This window comes from Methylobacterium jeotgali (genome assembly GCF_022179345.1).
Taxonomy (GTDB): domain Bacteria; phylum Pseudomonadota; class Alphaproteobacteria; order Rhizobiales; family Beijerinckiaceae; genus Methylobacterium; species Methylobacterium jeotgali.
In genome coordinates this window covers 24,301-40,853 of record NZ_BPQR01000022.1, presented here as the reverse complement: position 1 = coordinate 40,853, position 16,553 = coordinate 24,301, and the positions used below count along the sequence as shown (strand labels likewise).

14 protein-coding genes and 1 pseudogene are annotated in these 16,553 nt (G+C 70.9%); 7 read left to right on the top strand and 8 right to left on the bottom strand.

Features of this window, described 5'->3' with window-relative positions; genetic code table 11:
- Positions 1-95: 95 nt before the first annotated feature.
- Together MFF04_RS06915 and MFF04_RS06910 are read right to left on the bottom strand one after the other, a co-directional pair.
- Positions 96-461 (bottom strand): hypothetical protein, encoded by a 366-nt coding sequence (locus MFF04_RS06915; protein ID WP_238274693.1) that lies wholly within the window; start codon positions 459-461, stop codon positions 96-98.
- A 109-nt stretch (positions 462-570) separates the two neighbouring features.
- Entirely contained in the window at positions 571-777 is a 207-nt protein-coding gene (locus MFF04_RS06910; RefSeq protein ID WP_238274692.1) for a DUF2842 domain-containing protein, read from the bottom strand.
- 139 nt (positions 778-916) lie between these two features.
- Between MFF04_RS06910 and MFF04_RS06905 the strand changes: the two genes are divergently transcribed.
- Both MFF04_RS06905 and trhA read left to right on the top strand, forming a co-directional pair.
- The gene (locus MFF04_RS06905; protein ID WP_373319976.1) at positions 917-2,065 is read left to right on the top strand and encodes a COX15/CtaA family protein; all 1,149 of its coding nucleotides are present in this window, start codon (positions 917-919) and stop codon (positions 2,063-2,065) included.
- A gap of 122 nt (positions 2,066-2,187) precedes the next feature.
- Positions 2,188-2,874, top strand: a complete 687-nt coding sequence (gene trhA, locus MFF04_RS06900) for a PAQR family membrane homeostasis protein TrhA (protein WP_238274691.1) — start codon at positions 2,188-2,190, stop codon at positions 2,872-2,874.
- A 32-nt stretch (positions 2,875-2,906) separates the two neighbouring features.
- Here the strand turns inward: trhA and MFF04_RS06895 are convergent, their stop codons facing one another.
- Positions 2,907-3,581, bottom strand: a complete 675-nt coding sequence (locus MFF04_RS06895; RefSeq protein ID WP_238274690.1) for a hypothetical protein — start codon at positions 3,579-3,581, stop codon at positions 2,907-2,909.
- 123 nt (positions 3,582-3,704) lie between these two features.
- On the bottom strand, positions 3,705-3,950 hold the full coding sequence (locus tag MFF04_RS06890) for a hypothetical protein (protein WP_238274689.1): 246 nt from the start codon (positions 3,948-3,950) through the stop codon (positions 3,705-3,707).
- 315 nt (positions 3,951-4,265) lie between these two features.
- Between MFF04_RS06890 and MFF04_RS06885 the strand changes: the two genes are divergently transcribed.
- Positions 4,266-4,484 (top strand): hypothetical protein, encoded by a 219-nt coding sequence (locus MFF04_RS06885; RefSeq protein WP_238274688.1) that lies wholly within the window; start codon positions 4,266-4,268, stop codon positions 4,482-4,484.
- Positions 4,485-4,539: 55 nt separating this feature from the next.
- Here the strand turns inward: MFF04_RS06885 and MFF04_RS06880 are convergent, their stop codons facing one another.
- From MFF04_RS06880 to MFF04_RS06870, 3 genes are all read right to left on the bottom strand, one after another.
- Positions 4,540-5,523 (bottom strand): hypothetical protein, encoded by a 984-nt coding sequence (locus MFF04_RS06880; protein WP_238274767.1) that lies wholly within the window; start codon positions 5,521-5,523, stop codon positions 4,540-4,542.
- A gap of 167 nt (positions 5,524-5,690) precedes the next feature.
- Positions 5,691-8,747, bottom strand: a complete 3,057-nt coding sequence (locus MFF04_RS06875; protein WP_238274687.1) for a penicillin-binding protein 1A — start codon at positions 8,745-8,747, stop codon at positions 5,691-5,693.
- Positions 8,748-8,869: 122 nt separating this feature from the next.
- Positions 8,870-9,481 (bottom strand): hypothetical protein, encoded by a 612-nt coding sequence (locus tag MFF04_RS06870; RefSeq protein ID WP_238274686.1) that lies wholly within the window; start codon positions 9,479-9,481, stop codon positions 8,870-8,872.
- Positions 9,482-9,667: 186 nt separating this feature from the next.
- On the opposite strand from MFF04_RS06870, the gene MFF04_RS06865 reads away from it, so the two are divergent.
- The 4 genes from MFF04_RS06865 to gyrB all read left to right on the top strand — a co-directional run bounded on the left by MFF04_RS06865 (position 9,668) and on the right by gyrB (position 15,445).
- Positions 9,668-11,335: an alpha-amylase family protein gene (locus MFF04_RS06865; protein WP_238274685.1), complete on the top strand. Its 1,668-nt coding sequence runs from the start codon at positions 9,668-9,670 to the stop codon at positions 11,333-11,335.
- Between the two features lie 85 nt (positions 11,336-11,420).
- Positions 11,421-12,053 (top strand): LysE family translocator, encoded by a 633-nt coding sequence (locus MFF04_RS06860; protein ID WP_238274684.1) that lies wholly within the window; start codon positions 11,421-11,423, stop codon positions 12,051-12,053.
- 83 nt (positions 12,054-12,136) lie between these two features.
- Positions 12,137-12,784 carry an MBL fold metallo-hydrolase gene (locus tag MFF04_RS06855; protein ID WP_238274683.1) on the top strand — a complete coding sequence of 216 codons (648 nt, stop codon included), beginning with the start codon at positions 12,137-12,139 and terminating at the stop codon, positions 12,782-12,784.
- Positions 12,785-12,997: 213 nt separating this feature from the next.
- Entirely contained in the window at positions 12,998-15,445 is a 2,448-nt protein-coding gene (gyrB, locus tag MFF04_RS06850) for a DNA topoisomerase (ATP-hydrolyzing) subunit B (protein WP_238274682.1), read from the top strand.
- Between the two features lie 423 nt (positions 15,446-15,868).
- On the opposite strand, the pseudogene MFF04_RS06845 reads toward gyrB, so the two are convergent.
- Positions 15,869-16,495: pseudogene (locus MFF04_RS06845) on the bottom strand (Uma2 family endonuclease); the annotation flags it as partial.
- Positions 16,496-16,553 lie beyond the last annotated feature (58 nt).

The following is a 16,553-nucleotide window of genomic DNA, read 5'->3' as shown; positions in this document are numbered from 1 at the left end:
GCTTTCCGAAGAAGCGGACGCCGGTTCGTCGCAAGAAAGCGCGGCAAACCAAGGGGCTAGAGCAGTGACCCGACCCAACGTGGTCGGGCACGGCTCTAATGACGGCGGCGGCGGCGATACGAGCGCGGCGCGTCCTCGCCGACGGCGAAGGCCATCGACTGACGGCCCCGATGCCCCCAGCTCCGGCGCCCGTAGCGGCTGCGGCGGGTCTCGGCGGGAGGCTCCTCGGTGGTGGCGGCCGCCGAGGCCGTGGCGGCGGGCATCGAGGCGGCCCCGCCGCTCCCGCCGTCGCCGCCGGTGATCAGCTTCGCCTCCGGCCCGAACATCGCCAGGCACTGGTTGAAGGCGAGGTCGTTCTTGAGGCTCTCGCAGTCGCCGATGGAGCGCGGCGCGGCGAGAGCGGAGGCGGGAACGAGGGCGAGCGCGAGGAGGACGGGCGCGAGGCGCGACGGGCGGGTCATCGGGCGGGGAGGGTCCGGTCGGAGCGGCGTCGGGGAAGCGCCCGCTTCTCGTCCCCGACTGCGGCGAAATCGAGGGTTGCGGGCCCGCCGTCCCGCCGGGGCGCCGCCTTCAGCGGTCCGGCCGCTCCATCCACTTGATCAGGGGCATCAGCGGGAAGATCCAGGCGATGCCGAGGATGCAGTAGATCACCGTCTGCACGGCCGGCGGCGTCTGCGAGATGCGGCTGTCGGCGAGCGCCATGGCGAGGGGCGCGTAGATCATCACGAAGCCGATGATGGCGAAGGTCCCGATCAGGGTCCGCGTGCGGCGGCGCATGGCTTATGTCCTCTCCGGCGGCCGGGCTAGCGCCCGCCGCCCCCGAAGGCAACGCCCCCCGCGTCACGGACGGCCGTTGCCCCGCCGGCCGCCATTGCCTACCACTCCCGGCCATCCGGAACCGCTCCGCAGAGACCCCGTGACCGCCAGCGCCCTCGAACTCCAGCCTGCCCCCCGCTCCGTGCCGGGCTCCGAACCATCCCGCCGGCCGGTGCGGATCTGGCTCTACACGCTGGCCCTCCTCGTCGTCGGCATGGTGGCGCTCGGCGGCGCCACGCGGCTCACCGGGTCGGGCCTCTCGATCACCGAGTGGCGGCCGGTGACGGGCATGGTGCCCCCGCTCTCGGCCGCCGACTGGGCGGCGGAGTTCGACAAGTACCGCGACACCCCCCAGTACCGTATCCTGAACCAGGGTCTCGGCCTCGCCGACTTCAAGGTGCTCTACTGGTGGGAATGGGCGCACCGGCAGCTCGGCCGCTTCGTCGGGCTGGCCTTCTTCCTGCCCTTCGCCTGGTTCTGGTGGCGGGGCGATCTCTCCCGGCGGCTGCTCCTCGGCCTGCTCGGGCTCGGGCTCCTCGGCGCCCTCCAGGGGACGGTCGGCTGGATCATGGTCGCCTCCGGGCTCCAACCCGGCATGACCGCGGTCGCGCCCCTGAAGCTCGCGATCCACCTGACGCTCGCGAGCCTGATCCTCGCCGGCCTCGTCTGGCTCGCCGCCGGCATCCGGCCCGCCGCCGTGTCGCCGCTCGCTTCCGCGCGGCTGCGTCGGACGGCGCTGGCGCTGCCCGTCCTCGTCCTTCTCCAGATCTTCCTCGGCGGGCTCGTGGCCGGCTCGCGGGCGGGGCTCGTCTACAACACCTGGCCGAGCATGGACGGGATGCTGGTTCCGCCGGCCGACGTGCTCTTCGCAGTCAGGCCGATGATCGAGAACTTCATCGACAACCACGCCCTGGTGCAGCTCAACCACCGGCTCGTCGCCTACCTGCTGCTGGCCGTCGCGCTGCTGCACGCGCTCGACGCGCGCCTGACCCTCGGCGCGGGAGGCGCCGCCCGGCGGGCGGCGGGCATCGCCGGGCTGGCGCTCGCCCAGGCCGGGCTCGGCATCGCGACGCTGCTGCTCGCCGTGCCGCTCCACGCGGCGCTCACCCACCAGGTCTTCGCCATGGCGGTGCTGGTGATGGCCGTCGTCCACGCCCGGCTTGCCTACGGCGTCCGGGCGCCGCTGCGGGGCCGGCCGGAGGCCGCGGTGCCCTTCGGATACGAGGGGCTGGCGGCGCACCACGCCTGAGCGGGACGAGGCGCCTTCACCTTATCGACAGAAAAAGCGGCTGCTGCCTGCGGTGAGTAGTCTCCCCAGGGAACGGCCTTAAGCGGAAGCGTATTACCGTCAGCACGTTACGGGAGGCAGAAATGTTCCTGGACACGGATGGGCGGCCTCTGACGCTGACGTGGCACTACACGCGCCGGGAGATCATGGCCGACGGCGTGATCCACTGCCTGGGCGTCGCGCTGGGCCTGACCGGCGCCGTCGCCCTGGTCGTCACCGCCGCGATGACGCATCTCGGCTGGGAGGCACGGGCCTCGGTGGCGATCTACGCCGCAGCGATGGTCTCGATGCTCGCCGTCTCCGCGATCTACAACCTCCACCCGGTGAGCCCGCGCAAGTGGCTGCTGCGGCGCGCCGACCACGCCCTGATCTACCTGATGATCGCGGCGACCTACACGCCCCTCGTCGCCCTGGTCGGGACCGGGCCGATGGCGGCGGCGCTGCTGGCCTTCATCTGGATCGTCGCCGGGATCGGCATCGCGGTGAAGCTGTTCTTGCCCGGCCGCTTCGACCGGCTCTCGATCGGGCTCTACCTGCTGCTCGGCTGGAGCGGCATCTTCGCCTACGAGTCGGTGATCGCCGCCCTCCAGCCGACCGCCCTCTGGCTGCTGGCGCTCGGCGGCGTGCTCTACTCGGTCGGCGTCGTGTTCCACGTCTGGCGGACGCTCCCCTTCCAGAACGCGATCTGGCACGGCTTCGTCCTCGTCGCGACCGCCTGCCACTACGGCACGATCTACGCGAGCCTCCCGAGCCTCACCGGAGCGGCCTGAGCCGGATCCCGGTCACGTCGCCGGACTCCGCGTCAGCGCGCAGGCTTGGCGATCCACGGGTTGATGACTCGCATCGGCGCAGCCGCCTGCTGCACCACGGCCGGCTCCGCCTTGGCGGGCGCGGCCTGCTTGGGCACGATCCGGTTGACCCGGCCCGCCACCCGCCGGGCCTCGGCCGCGGGCAGGGCGCCGCGGGGGGCGACCATGGCCGCGAGCAGCGCCCGGGTCTTGCGGCTGACCATCGAGGAACTGTCGGCGGCCTCGAAGTCGCGCATCGTCCGCTTGCCGCCGGCCGAGCCGGTGTAGACCCGCGCGCCGGTCTTCAGGATGACGATGTCGCCCGGCCGCAGGGTCTCGTCCCGGAGGAGGGCGGCGGCGGCGCCGTTCTTCATGTCGAGGGGCTTCTGACGGTCGCCGATGCGCAGGCTGAGGGGCTCCGAGACGTTGAGCGCCGCGTAGCGGTGGCGCGGGCGGCTCGCCGAGCGCAGGCGGCGGCGATACTGCTCCTGGAAGGCGGGCGCGGCCGACGGCGGCGCCTCGACCTGGCGGGGCGGCGCGCCGAAGAGCTGGTCGAACAGGCCGCCGAGTCCGGCGCCCTGGGCCCGGACGCCGACCGAGGGCAGCACGACGAGGCATCCCCCGAGGAGGGCGGCGACGCCCGCGCGCAGGGCGATGGACCGCGCGTCGAGGCGCATCGGCAGACGCATGGGCATGGGATCCCCCCGGAATTGACGGATGCCGTGCGGCCAAGCCGCGGCTCTCGGGGGCCTTAACGAACGCTCAGGATTGAGGGTTCCCGGTCCTGTATACCAGATGCACCGCCGTCGGGATCAGCCCCGCCCCGCCTCGTCGCCCTCGCCGATGCAGTCGAGGGCGCGCTCGACGGCGCCCACCGCATCGAGGAGGTTCTGCACCGTACACTCGACCTCGCGGGGCGGGCGGCCCATGGCGGCGGCCCGGGCGCTGAGATCCTCGAGACGCTCCAGCACGTCGAGGAGATCGCCCGCGACGGAGACGACCTCGCAGCGGGCGAGGCGCACGGGCTCGGGCCGGCGGAAGGGAAGCACGTTGCTCATCGGGGCCAGTCTTGGCCGATTGCCCGGCGGGCCGCCAGAGCGGCGGGGCCGGAACCGGCTGAATCGCCCGTCCCGCCCACGGAAACGCGCCGAAGTGGTGTGTTTTCCGTGGCCCGGCGACATCACTCTGCATGCAACGCGTTAGAATGTCCTTCGCATCTTCATCGGCGCTCGACGCGATAAGCCGAGCGAGGCCAACGCGATACATCGGATTTCTGCGATGCAGGATCACGAGACCGTCGCGCACCCCGCGCTTGACGGGAGCAGGGGCCCGGCAGCACCACCGGCCGGGACCGAACGAGAGCCCTTGAATCCATGCGCCCGATCCGCTTCGCCGCCGCCGTCGCCCTCCTTGGCCTGCTCGCCGCCTGCGCGGGGGCCGACAAGTATGACTCCCGCAGCGGCTACGCCGAGCAGTTCAGCGCCGACGCCTTCCGGCGTTCCTCCGACACCAACGGCACCCAGACCCGCCGCGACGTGAACCGCGCCTACACGGCACCGAGCCTGCCCTCGATCGGCAACCGCGGCATCTGAGCCCGTCTGGCCTCGCCCCGATCTCGTCGGGGCCGAGGCGGCTTCCGATCCCGCCTCAGCGCCTGGCGAGCGCGTCGGCGAAGGCGGCGACGCGGTTGCGGGCGTAGGTCGGCAGGCCGGCGCTGATCGACGAGCCGGTGTTGAAGCTCGAATTGCCCATCAGCACCTGTGCCGGGAGCAGGTTCTTGAGCACCGGCACGCGGGCGTACTCGGCCTTGCGGTCGAGCACGTCGGCCTTGACCGCGAGCGCCATGGAGACGCTCACCACCGCGCGCTGCGGATCGCCCGGCACCGGCTGGACCACGGCAAGGAAGGTGCCAAAACGCAAGATCTGGTTCACCCAGAAGATCGTCTGCCTGAGGGCGCCCGTCACCGGCGTCGCGACGCCCGTGAACTCGGAGAGCCCGGCGGCCTCGGCGGGTGGCAGCACCCGCAGCTCGCTCTGGAAGGAGACGAACTCGGCGATCTTCTTCCGATCGCCCTCCTCAAGCTTGTTGGCGAGGCGCACGCCGAGCGGCAGCTTGCCCTCGAGGTCGTAGCGGGACTCGATGCAGAGCCCCTCCGCGCACCAGGGCCGGTCGGGCCGGCGGGCGAAGGCGGCCGCCGGGTCCTTGGTCGGCGTGACCTCGGCGGGGTTGAGAACCCGGTGCTTGATCGCCGGATCCATGGCCTGGACGAAGGCGAGGTTGGCGAAGGCGTTGAGGTCGATGCCCTCCGCAGGCCTCGCCACCACGAAGCGGGCCTTGGCGACGTAGACCTTGAGCGCCTCGTGCCGGGGCTTCGAGACCCCGTTCACGGTGGTCGTATAGTCGGGCTCCTTGTAGCCCGCGAAGGGGGTCAGCGCCGCGGCCTCGGCCGGGCGCAGGCGCGCCCAGTCCTTGAACGGGGTCAGTCCGCTCTCCGGGTTCTCGGGCTTGTCGCGATAGTCGGTGAAGACGATGGCGCCGGGCTTGAGGGTCGCGGGATCGACGGCCTCGACCGCGGGCACGTCGCGCACCCGTCCCGTCGCGGCGGCAGGCGCCGCCTCGGTCTGCTTCATGCCCTCGGCGGCGAGCGAAGGGCCGGCGAGGGCGGGAAAGAGGGCGAGCGCCAGGAGCGCGCCCACCGAGGAGAAGGGTCGGATCGGCGCAGGGGACGGCAGCGTCACGTCGCGGGCCTCGTCACGAGAGGGAAGGATCGGGCAGGGGAGAGCGGGAGAAGACCGCGTCAGTAGCGCGGCTCGTCGCCGAACAGGTAGTCCGGGTCGCGCCGCCGCGGCCGGGCGATGGGCTCTTCCTCGCCGAAGGGCGAGACGTTGCTGCCGGGCCAGGGCCGGTAGCCGTCCCCGTCCGCTTGGCGCCGCCGGGGCGGGACGGCGCGGCGCTCGCCGAACGGGTCGAGGAAGTCGGCCTCGGGACCGCGCTCGCGGGTCATGTTGCCGTAATAGTCCCCCGCCACGTCCGCTCCGTCCTCGGAGCCGCCGAAGGCGGCGTCGCCGTCGCCGGCATCGGGCCGCATGGCGTAGAGGGTCTCGCGGGGCAGGAGGCGGAACTGCGTGTCGGCCACGCGCCCGTCGGGTCCCGCGCGGAAATGCTCGACCCTCCCGCCGGCGCCGATCTCGCCGCTGCGCGGATCGATCGCGCGGTCGACGATGAAGCGCCGCGTCTCGGGGGAGGGGCCGGCGAGCGGGGTCCTCGGCACCCCGTTCGCCCAGGCGGCCTGGAGGATGCTCCCGGCGATCGGCACGGCGAGGTGGCCGCCGGTCTGGCCGCGGCCCAGCGTCCGGCGGGTACCGTCGGCGTTGTCGTAGCCGACCCAGACCACCACCGTGACCTCGTTGGTGAAGCCCGCGAACCAGGCGTCGTTCTCGTTCTCGGAGGTGCCGGTCTTGCCCGCCACGTACGCCGAGACCTTCGAGAGCGCGGCGGCGGTGCCATGCTGCGTCACGCCCTGGAGCATGGTCTTGAGCTGGTAGAAGGCGACTCCGTCCGCAGACCCGATCCGCACGGGCGCGCGGGCGGCGCGGGTGTAGACGGGCTTGCCATCCCGCTCGACGGATTCGAGGGCGTAGGGGGCCGGCCGCGCGCCCTCGTTGGCCACCGCCGCGTAGAAGCCGGCGAGATCGATCATGCGCACCGGCTGGGCGCCGAGCACGAACGGGTAGTAGGGCTCGCAGGCGGCGTAGATCTGCGCCTCCAGCGCGATGTCGCAGACCCGCTGCAGGCTCGCGGGGGCCTTCTCCGAGATGCCGCCCTGGAGGAGGCGGGCGGTGACGAGGTTCTTCGAGAACTCGAGACCGCGGCGCAGCGTCGTCGGGCCGGCGCCGCCGCCATCGTAGTTCTTCGGTGACCAAGAATCCCCGGCCCCGCCGATCGGCGGCAGGGTGACGGCGGCATCCATCACCAGGGTGTTGGGCTGGAGCCCGGCGTTGAGCGCAGCGAGGTAGGTCAGCGGCTTCAGGGTGGAGCCCGGCTGGCGCACCGACTGGGTGACCCGGTTGAGCTGGCTCGCCGGGTAGGAGAAACCGCCGCTCATCGCCAGGATGCGCCCGGTGCGGTTCTCCATCACCAGCGCTGCCCCCTGCACGGTGGGCTTGACCCGGATCTCGGCGCGCAAGGCGCCGCGGCCCTCGCGCAGCTTCACGCGCACCGCGTCGTAGAGCTGGAGCTTGCCCCGCGCGATACCGGGATCGAGGATGGCGGTGCGCCCGTCCGCGAGCCCGACCTTCACGGGCCCGCGCCCAGCCTCGATCACCACGGCCAGCGGCCAGCGCACGTCGTAGAAGACGGGCCGGGCGCTCTCCAGCGCCCGCTGCCAGGCCGGCTTCGGGCCGCGGGGGGCTTCGGGCTTGGCCGCGGCCTGCGCCTTGCGGGCGGCCTTCGCGGTCTTGGCGGAAGGCTTGCCCTCGGGCGGGAGCGCCGCGAGAGCCGGCGCGGCCTCGGCGCCGGTGACGGTGGGCGCAGCCTGGGGTGAGGCCTCGGGGGCGGAGACAGCGGTCTGCAGCCGGCGCACGCTCTCGGCAAGGTTCAGCTCCGGCCCCGAAAAGGTCTGGCGGCCGGTGGCGCGCTCGTAGTTGGCGAGCCCGTCCTGGAGCAGGCCCTCGACGGCGCGCTGGAGCCCGGCGTTGAAGGTCGAGCGCACGGTGAAGGACGAGGCGGTCAGCGAGTCGAGCCCGGCCAGGGAGCGCGCCTCGCGGGCGATGTAGTCGACGGCGTAGAGGCCGCCGTCGCGCCTTGCGCTCTCGGCGGGCTTGAGGCCGAGATCGGCCTTCACCGCCTCGGCCATCTCGGCGTCCGTGATCGCGCCCTCCTCTTTGAGGCGGGCGAGAACGTAGGCGCGGCGCTCTCGGGCGCGCTCCGGCTGGCGGTCGGGGCTGTAGTAGTTCGGGCCCTTGGGCATGCCGGCCAGCAGCGCCGCCTCGGGCAGGGTCAGCGCGCCGACCGATTTCCCGAAGTAGCTGCGCGCGGCCATCTCGATGCCGTAGGCGCCGCGGCCGAGATAGATGCCGTTGAGGTAGAGCCCGAGGATCTGATCCTTCGAGAGCAGCCGCTCCAGGCGGGCGGCGACGATCATCTCGCGGATCTTGCGCTCGTAGGTGACGTCGTCGCCCACCGAGAGGTTCTTGACGACCTGCTGCGTGATGGTCGAGCCGCCCTGCGGGCGGCCCGGCGAGGCGAGGTTACCGATGAAGGCGCGGATCACGCCGCGCTCGTCGATGCCGTGATGGCTCTCGAAGCGCTTGTCCTCGGCCGCGATGAAGGCCTTGCGCACCAGCGGCGGCACGCTCTCGATCGGCACGCTGAGGCGCCGTCCGTTGGCCTCGAAGGTCTCGGAGAAGGGCTTGCCGGCATTGTCGAGGATGAGGCTCGCGCCGGGCAGCTTGATGTCGCGCAAGCTTTCCGCCGAGGGCAGGTCGGCGGCGGCCTTGTTGTAGAAGGCGATCACGGCAGCCGCGTCGAAGGGGGAGCTCGCCGGGTTCTCGCCCTTGCAGAACTGACGGTAGCTCGTGTTCAGCTCTCCGATGTCGAGCCCGTGCAGGATCTTCGGGGCGTTCGCGCCCGCGACGGCGGTCGGGTCCTCCATCGCCGTCGAGATCAGGTCGTCGAGGTTGATGTCCTCGATGTCGAAGGCCTTGCGCATGTGGGCGCAGCCCTCGCGCAGGATGCGCACCACCTCCGGCCCGTCCTTCCCCGGGTCGAAGCTGGTCCTCACCGCCTCCGGATGGGTCGTCACCTGGCTCAGCGTCAGCGCGGTGGCGAAGAGCTTGATCAGGATGGTGTTCATCGAGACGGGGGCACCGGACGGGACGCGGGGAAACCCGGCGGGCCCTCAGGAGGCGCCCGCCCGCCTGAACATGCGGTGCACAACGCGGCTGTTTTAAGTCGCGCGGCGAGTCCCCCGGCGGCTCAGCCCTTGATCGTGAAGGGCTGGTCGAAGCTCGTGACCTTGCCGGCGTTCGTGTCGCGGATCGTGTAGGTGAGCACGTAGTCGCCGGGCTCGATGCCCGTGAGGTTGAGGCTGAGGTTGAGGAAGAAGGGCTGCTGCCGGCCGGTGGTGCCGACGGAGACCTTGTTGAACTCCTGCTGGCCGGCGAGCACCTTGCCGGCGGCGGTCTTGACCAGGAAGTCCATGGACAGGGCGATGGTGAAGCCGCCCTCCGGCGCGGGCTTGAGGCCGTAGCCCAGAGGCTCCGCGTAGGTGCGCAGCACCTCGCCCTTCGCGAACACGCTGTCGGGCTTCCTCTGCACGTCGCCGAAGGACTCGGCCTTCCTCGACACGAAGGCGACGTTGCGCTGCCCGAAGGGCAGGCGGTCCTTGACCGCGAGCACCGCCCTCTCCAGCGCCTCGAGGTCGGCGACGCTGGCGGACCCTTGGGGAACCGGCACGCAGGTCCCCGCGCTCGTCTCCCCGCCCCGGGCGGCCGCCCGGGCCGCCGCGCCGAGATCGCCCTGCTGCGCGAGCGCGCCGCCTGCGGTGAGCGCCGCCAGCGCCAGTCCCGCGATCACCCTGCCCACCATGCCGCGCTCCTCCTCTCGACGGACTCCGCAAGCCGCGAGCCTTGCCGATTCCCGACCCCGCGGCAGGAAGCGGGGCGGGAGGCTGCGGGTCAAGCCGAATGGGCCGACAACCTTGGCGGCACGCTTTGGCACGCTGCCGCGTTGAGGCGGCGCCGCCCGTACCCAGGGCGGTGCCGGGGCCCGCCGATGATCACCGACCTCTGGTACAAGAACGCCGTCCTCTACTGCCTGTCGGTGCGGACCTTCATGGACGCCAACGGCGACGGGATCGGCGACTTCGCCGGGCTCGAGCGGCGGCTCGACTATCTCCAGGGGCTCGGCGTCACGGCCGTCTGGCTGATGCCCTTCCAACCGTCGCCGAAGCGCGACGGCGGCTACGACATCTCCGACTACTACGGCGTCGACCCGGACTACGGCTCGCTCGGCGACTTCGTCGCCTTCACCCACGCCGCGCGGCAGCGGGGGCTGAGGGTGCTCATCGACCTCGTGGTCAACCACACCTCCGACCGTCACCCCTGGTTCCAGTCGGCCCGCAGCGACCCGGACTCGCCCTATCGCGACTGGTACGTCTGGTCGAAGGAGCGGCCGGCGAACTACGACGAGGGCATGGTCTTCCCCGGCGTCCAGAAGACGACCTGGACCTACGACGCGCAGGCCAAGGCCTGGTACTTCCACCGCTTCTTCGACTTCCAGCCCGACCTCAACACCGCGAACCCCGCGGTGAGGGCCGAGATCCTCAAGATCATGGGCTTCTGGCTGGAGCTCGGCGTCTCGGGCTTCCGCATGGACGCGGTGCCGTTCGTGATCGCGCAGAAGGGCGCCGACGTGAAGGGCGAACCGCGCGAACAGTTCGACATGCTGCGCGACTTCCGCGAGTTCCTGCAGTGGCGCCGGGGCGACGCCATCATCCTGGCCGAGGCCAACATCCTGCCGAAGCAGGACCTCGACTATTTCGGCGACGACGCCGACCGGATGAACATGATGTTCAACTTCCAGGTCAACCAGGCGACGTTCTACGCGCTCGCGGCCGCCGATTCCCGGCCGCTCGCCAAGGCGATCGAGAAGACGAAGCCCCGACCGCTCTCCTGCCAGTGGGCGACCTTCCTGCGGAACCACGACGAGCTCGATCTCGGGCGCCTCACGGAGAAGCAGCGTCAGGCGGTCTTCGCGGCCTTCGGGCCGGACACCTCGATGCAGCTCTACGACCGGGGCATCCGCCGCCGCTTCGCGCCGATGCTGTCGGGCGATCCGCGCCGGCTGCGGCTCGCCTACGCGCTGATGTTCGCGCTGCCCGGCACGCCGGTGGTGCGCTACGGCGACGAGATCGGCATGGGCGACGACCTCGCCCTGAAGGAGCGCGAGTGCGCCCGCACGCCGATGCAGTGGACGCCCGAGGCGAATGGCGGCTTCACGAAGGCGGAGAGGCCCGTGATGCCGGTGATCGGCGAGGGCCCCTACGGCTTCACCCACGTCAACGTCGCCGATCAGCGCCACGACCCGGACTCGCTGCTGTCGTGGATGCAGAGCATCATCCGCCAGCGCAAGGAGGCGCCGGAGATCGGCTGGGGCGAGGTCACGCCGGTCGAGACCGGGGATCACGCGGTGCTGGCGCTGCGCTACGACTGGCGGGGCAATTCCGTGCTCTGCCTGCACAACCTCGCCCCGGAGCCGCTGGAGATCGTCCTGCGCACCGGTGTCGAGGGCCCGGAGAACGCGGTGATGGTCGACCTCCTCACCGGACGGCGCAGCGAGGCGGGAGAGGACGGCCGCCACCGCGTCTTCATGGAAGGCTACGGCTACCACTGGTTCCGGGTCGGCGGCCTCGACGCGCTGCTGCGGCGGACGCAGACCTGACCGCGGGGCGGAGCCGCTCGACGGGTCGGGACGGCGGGCGTAAGGCTTCCCCGCCGGGCGTGCCGCGACCGGCCGGAGACGAACCGTGCCCGACCTCGCCGTCCTTCTCGCCTTCGCTCTCGTCGCCCTCGGCCTGGTGCTGACGCCGGGGCCGAACATGATCTACCTGATCTCCCGCGCGGTCTCGCAAGGGCGGCGGGCGGCGCTGGTCTCGCTCGGCGGCGTGGCGCTCGGCTTCGTCATCTACATGCTCTGCGCGGCCTTCGGCATCACCGTGCTTCTGCTCGCCGTGCCCTACGCCTACGACGCGCTGCGCCTCGGCGGCGCCCTGTACCTGCTCTGGCTCGCCTGGAGCGCGGTGCGGCCGGGGGGCCGCTCGCCCTTCGCGCTGCGCGACCTCAAGCCCGACGGCACCCGGCGCCTGTTCCTGATGGGGCTGCTCACGAGCCTCCTCAACCCGAAGGTCGCGGTGCTCTACCTCTCGCTGCTGCCGCAGTTCATCGCGCCGGATCACGGCAGCGTCCTCTCGCAGGCGCTCGTCCTCGGCTCGGTGCAGATCGCGGTGAGCGTCGCCGTCAACGCGATGATCGCCATGGGCGCGGGCTCCATCGCCCGGTTCCTGCGGGAGCGGCCGTTCTGGAGCACGCTGCAGCGCTGGCTGACGGCCACCGTGCTCGCCGCCTTCGCGGTGCGCATGGCCACCGACGCACAGCGCTGAGGAATGCCTCGGGTCCCCTCGGCGCGCGATCCGGGCTAGAGAGCGTCGACGGACGCCTCTTTCGAGACCAACCCGGAGCCCCAATGCCCGCCACGCCCCGCGCCGGGATCGTCCCGGTCACGCCCTTCCAGCAGAACTGCACCCTGATCTGGGACGACGCCACCAAGGTCGGCGCCGTGGTCGATCCGGGGGGCGACCTCGACCGCATCGAGGAGGCGATCCGGGGGCAGGGGATCACGGTCGAGAAGATCCTGCTCACCCACGGCCATATCGACCATGCCGGCGGGGCCGCCGAGCTGAAGGAGCGCCTCGGCGGCGTGCCGATCGAGGGCCCCCACGAGGCCGACCGCTTCCTCCTCGACGCGCTCGCCGAGACCGGCGCCGGCTACGGCATCCCCGATGCCCGCCCCGTCACGCCGGACCGCTGGCTCGACGAGGGCGACGCGGTGACCGTCGGGGGCTTGAGCTTCGACATCCTGCACGCGCCCGGCCACTCGCCGGGCAGCGTCGTGTTCGTGAGCCGGGACGCCCGCTTCGCGCTCGTGGGCGACGTGATCTTCAAGGGCTCCGTCGGGCGCACCGATCTCCCCGGCGGCAACCACGCCCAGCTCATCCGCGCCATCCGCGAGAAGGTGCTGCCGCTCGGCGACGACGTCGCCTTCATCCCCGGCCACGGCCCCACCGGCGTGCTCGGCGAGGAGCGCGAGACGAACCCGTTCCTCCAGGATTGACGGCCTTCCGGCCCCCGCGATTTGCGCCGGGCGGAGGCCTCTGGCAAACCGCTCGGGAAGGGGTGTTTTCCGGGCCTGCCGAGGGCCCGGAAACGATGCAATTTCAACGCGGAACGCCTATATCAGGTGCACGTGACGAATCGGGCCTCAGGCCACCATCCGGCGCCCCTCCTCCGAGGCGCGCTCGCCTGACGTAAGCCCTCAGGGAACTCCATGTCCGACATCCCCCAGACCGAGCCCACCGACGCCTACGGCGCGGAGTCGATCCGCGTGCTCAAGGGGCTCGACGCCGTGCGCAAGCGCCCCGGCATGTATATCGGCGATACCGACGACGGCTCGGGCCTCCACCACATGGTCTACGAGGTGGTCGACAACGCCATCGACGAGGCGCTCGCGGGCCACGCCGACCTCGTCACCGTGACCCTCAACGCCGACGGCTCCTGCACGGTCACCGACAACGGCCGCGGCATCCCCGTGGACATCCACAAGGAGGAGGGCGTCTCGGCGGCCGAGGTCATCATGACCCAGCTCCACGCCGGCGGTAAGTTCGACCAGAACTCCTACAAGGTCTCCGGCGGCCTCCACGGCGTCGGCGTCTCGGTCGTCAACGCGCTGTCCGTGAGCCTGAAGCTGCGCATCTGGCGCAACGGCCAGGAGCACGCGATGGAGTTCCGCCACGGCGACGCGGTGGCCCCTCTCAAGGTGGTCGGCGACGGCGGCGGCCGGCGCGGCACCGAGGTCACGTTCCTGCCCTCGCCCGAGACCTTCTCCCTCGTCGAGTTCGACTATCCGACCCTGGAGAAGCGCCTGAGGGAGCTCGCCTTCCTCAACTCCGGCGTGCGCATCGTGCTCACCGACGCGCGCCACGCAGAGCACAAGCGCGAGGAGCTCTGCTACGAGGGCGGCATCGAGGCCTTCGTGCGCTACCTCGACCGCTCCCGCAAACCCATCGAGGGCGTCGCCAAACCGATCTACGTGCGCTCCGAGCGCGACGGCATCCGCGTCGAGTGCGCGCTCTGGTGGAACGACGCGTACAACGAGACCGTGCTGCCCTTCACCAACAACATCCCCCAGCGGGACGGCGGCACCCACATGGCGGGCTTCCGCGCGGCGCTGACCCGGCAGATCACCGGCTACGCGGAATCCTCCGGCATCGCCAAGCGCGAGAAGGTCTCGCTCACCGGCGAGGATTGCCGCGAGGGGCTCACGGCCGTCATCTCCGTGCAGGTGCCCGACCCGAAGTTCTCCTCACAGACGAAGGACAAGCTCGTCTCCTCCGAGGTGCGCCCGGCCGTCGAGAACGTCCTCAACGAGGGCCTCTCGAACTGGCTGGAGGAGAACCCGCAGCCGGCCCGCTCGGTGATCGCCAAGGTGGTGCTCGCGGCCTCCGCCCGCGAGGCCGCCCGCAAGGCCCGCGAGACCGTGACCCGGAAAGGCGCCCTCGACATCGCCTCGCTGCCCGGAAAGCTCGCCGACTGCCAGGAGCGCGACCCGACGAAGTGCGAGATCCTGCTGGTGGAGGGCGATTCCGCCGGCGGCTCGGCCAAGCAGGGTCGGGACCGCACCTTCCAGGCGGTCCTGCCGCTGCGCGGAAAGATCCTCAACGTCGAGCGGGTGCGCGCCGACCGGATGCTGTCCTCGGCCGAGATCGGCACGCTCATCACCGCGCTCGGCGCCGGGATCGGCCGCTCCTCGACGGACCGGGAGGGCTTCAACCCGGAGAAGCTGCGCTACCACCGCATCATCATCATGACCGATGCGGACGTGGACGGCTCGCACATCCGCACCCTGCTGCTGACGTTCTTCTTCCGCCAGATGCCGGAGCTGATCGAGCGCGGGCACCTCTACATCGCCCAGCCGCCCCTCTACAAAGCCGAGCGCGGCCGCAAGGTGCTCTACCTCAAGGACGAACGGGCGCTCGAGGACTACCTCGTGGACCAGGGCATCGAGGGGGCCGTGCTCCGGCTCGCCTCGGGCACCGAGTTCGCGGGCGAGCAGCTGCGCGCCCTCGTCGACGAGGCCCGCGCCTTCCGCTCGACGCTGCAATCGCTCCACACCCGCTACGACCGGGCCGTGGTCGAGCAGGCGGTGATCGCGGGCGCGCTCCGCTCCGACGCTGCCGAGAACCCGGCGGAGGCCGAGGTGCTCGCCGACATGACGGCCAAGCGCCTCGACGCCATCGCCGACGAGATCGAGCGCGGCTGGACGGGCGAGGCCTCCGAGGGCGGCTACGTGCTCAGCCGGACGCTGCGCAGCGTGCGCCAGGTCGCGACGCTCGACGCCGGTCTCGTGGCTTCGCAGGAGGCGCGCCGGCTGGCGGGCTTCGCCGACAACCTGCGCGACGTCTACGGCGAGCCCGCCACGCTCGTGCGCAAGAACGACGAGAGCGTGCTGCACGGGCCCGTGGGCCTGTTCGAGTCCGTGATGGCCTTCGGCCGCAAGGGCCTCCAGCTTCAGCGCTACAAGGGCCTCGGCGAGATGACCGCCCAGCAGCTCTGGGAGACGACGCTGGACCGCGACGTGCGCTCGCTCCTTCAGGTGAAGGTCAAGGACACGACCGACGCCGACGACCTCTTCGTCAAGCTGATGGGCGACGTGGTCGAGCCCCGCCGGGAGTTCATCCAGGAGAACGCCCTGCTCGTGGCCAACCTCGACGTGTAGCTGGCCGGGACTGTAATTTCTCAGTAAAATATGTCCCGGGAAGCGAATTATGTGGACCGATTTACTGAGAAGCCTGACCTCGCCGGCGTATCGGCAGGTTTTCAGGTTGGGAGAGCATTGATTCAGAGATGCTCTCCGCTGTCAACATCAAGCTTTCGTCAGTGCCCTTTGGTGACCGAGATCCAACGCTTTGAGGTCGGTTACCTGCTGAGCGCCATGGCCGCCCTAGCCGTCGGGGTACGGACCGCTTAGGTTCGGAGTGGGTAATGAAGACGGGGTTCCATCCGGCGTTGGTCGTCGCGGCGGGTGCCAGAGCGGGCAAACACCCCCGCAACGTCGACCGGGCGTTGGAGGACGCCCAAGCCCTCATGGGGCCGCCCCCCTTCGGTTATGATTAAGCCGCCCGGCTCCTGAAAGGACTGCCTAATAGTAAGTGCTGGCGCTCAGAACAGCATCCAGCCGGTTCTGCAGCCGCTCCGGCAGTACGGACTTCCAATCCACCATCGCGGGCGTACCGACCAAGCCGACGATGGCAGCTACGGCCGCCTCACACTCGCCGGCGTCCATCTCCGTAACCATGGCGTAGATGTCCGGCGAGCGTGGAAGACCCTTCATCCCCGCAATGCCCGATACCTGAACGGTGGCAAACGTGGCTTGGGTAGCGAGGTCGCCGCCCTCCGTGGCTAGCAGCGGGATGGACGAGTAGAAATCGTCGAGCCTCAACTCGACCCCGATGGCCGCTAGCCGAAGGACGGCGTCCGGTCCTTGTAGGAGTTCGTAGTGCCATCCGTCTCCCTGACGGTGGAAGAATCCGACCCGGCGTTGGTCCTGCGCGACATGGACGAAATGCATGAGGTCGTGCAGCGTCTGGTATTCGAGCCATTTCCCGCCGCGGTCGTACCGTTCGGTCGCGGGGGGCAGAACCTCCACGATGACGGTCGCCGAACGGACGCTGTTGGTCTCCGGATCCGGTTCGACGGTATCCCCGCAGGCGACGAAGACATCCGGGTAGACGCGTGCCGTTCCCGCTTGGAGCCGCATCGTCTGACGTAATGACGCGCACGGCCCGCCGGGGGGAGGCGGTCGGCAATCAGGTTATCGAGGCACC

What these genes read in the sequence shown, in the direction of transcription:
- MFF04_RS06915 (WP_238274693.1), bottom strand. Translation starts at nt 461, where the DNA reads ATGACCCGCCCGTCGCGCCTCGCGCCCGTCCTCCTCGCGCTCGCCCTC.
- MFF04_RS06910 (WP_238274692.1), bottom strand. Translation starts at nt 777, where the DNA reads ATGCGCCGCCGCACGCGGACCCTGATCGGGACCTTCGCCATCATCGGC.
- trhA (WP_238274691.1), top strand. Translation starts at nt 2,188, where the DNA reads ATGTTCCTGGACACGGATGGGCGGCCTCTGACGCTGACGTGGCACTAC.
- MFF04_RS06895 (WP_238274690.1), bottom strand. Translation starts at nt 3,581, where the DNA reads ATGCGTCTGCCGATGCGCCTCGACGCGCGGTCCATCGCCCTGCGCGCG.
- MFF04_RS06890 (WP_238274689.1), bottom strand. Translation starts at nt 3,950, where the DNA reads ATGAGCAACGTGCTTCCCTTCCGCCGGCCCGAGCCCGTGCGCCTCGCC.
- MFF04_RS06885 (WP_238274688.1), top strand. Translation starts at nt 4,266, where the DNA reads ATGCGCCCGATCCGCTTCGCCGCCGCCGTCGCCCTCCTTGGCCTGCTC.
- MFF04_RS06880 (WP_238274767.1), bottom strand. Translation starts at nt 5,523, where the DNA reads ATGAAGCAGACCGAGGCGGCGCCTGCCGCCGCGACGGGACGGGTGCGC.
- MFF04_RS06875 (WP_238274687.1), bottom strand. Translation starts at nt 8,747, where the DNA reads ATGAACACCATCCTGATCAAGCTCTTCGCCACCGCGCTGACGCTGAGC.
- MFF04_RS06870 (WP_238274686.1), bottom strand. Translation starts at nt 9,481, where the DNA reads ATGGTGGGCAGGGTGATCGCGGGACTGGCGCTGGCGGCGCTCACCGCA.
- MFF04_RS06865 (WP_238274685.1), top strand. Translation starts at nt 9,668, where the DNA reads ATGATCACCGACCTCTGGTACAAGAACGCCGTCCTCTACTGCCTGTCG.
- MFF04_RS06855 (WP_238274683.1), top strand. Translation starts at nt 12,137, where the DNA reads ATGCCCGCCACGCCCCGCGCCGGGATCGTCCCGGTCACGCCCTTCCAG.
- gyrB (WP_238274682.1), top strand. Translation starts at nt 12,998, where the DNA reads ATGTCCGACATCCCCCAGACCGAGCCCACCGACGCCTACGGCGCGGAG.